The 558-nt window shown below is 50.2% G+C and carries 1 pseudogene; it reads right to left on the bottom strand.

Annotation, left to right across the window (positions count from 1 at the left end):
• Positions 1 to 558, bottom strand: a pseudogene (locus A3712_RS22895) (methyl-accepting chemotaxis protein); the annotation flags it as partial.

Genomic DNA, 558 nt, shown 5'->3' with positions numbered 1-558 from the left:
CTCCACATCTCGACGCATCGACTCAGCAGCGCTACTTATCTCATTTGAGCTAGTACGGCTGGGTTCTGCTTGTTGGGCGAAGACTTTAGAGCCATCTTTGATCCCTTGTGTATTACGACTATTGCCTTCACAGACTGCTCGTTGCTCTTCGGCTGCGCTAGCTATCTATAGTGCCATGTCGTTGATTTCACTGATGGCTTGCGTGATTTTAGATAGGCTATCGTGCGCTTGCTCTGCGAAGCCAACACTGTTTTCTGCGAGCTGAGTGCTGGTGGTCATGCTATCCACCGCATGTTCAGTGTTCTTCTGCAAGGTATCGATCATCACGCGGATTTCTTCCGTTGAGCCATAGGTTCTTTGGCTTAGCACGCGAACTTCATCGGCGACAACCGCAAATCCGCGACCTTGTTCACCTGCACGTGCCGCTTCGATGGCTGCATTCAATGCCAATAGGTTGGTTTGTTCAGCAATGCCTTGAATGGTCGATAAGATCTGATTGATGCTTTGCGCGTTGTTTTCCAGCTCTCGGATCACATTGGCCGCGTCTTCCACTTGAGT

Origin of the sequence: Vibrio sp. HI00D65, assembly GCF_001635455.1 — a bacterium.
Classification (GTDB): Bacteria; Pseudomonadota; Gammaproteobacteria; order Enterobacterales; family Vibrionaceae; genus Vibrio.
This window is presented reverse-complemented; position numbering and strand designations above follow the sequence as displayed.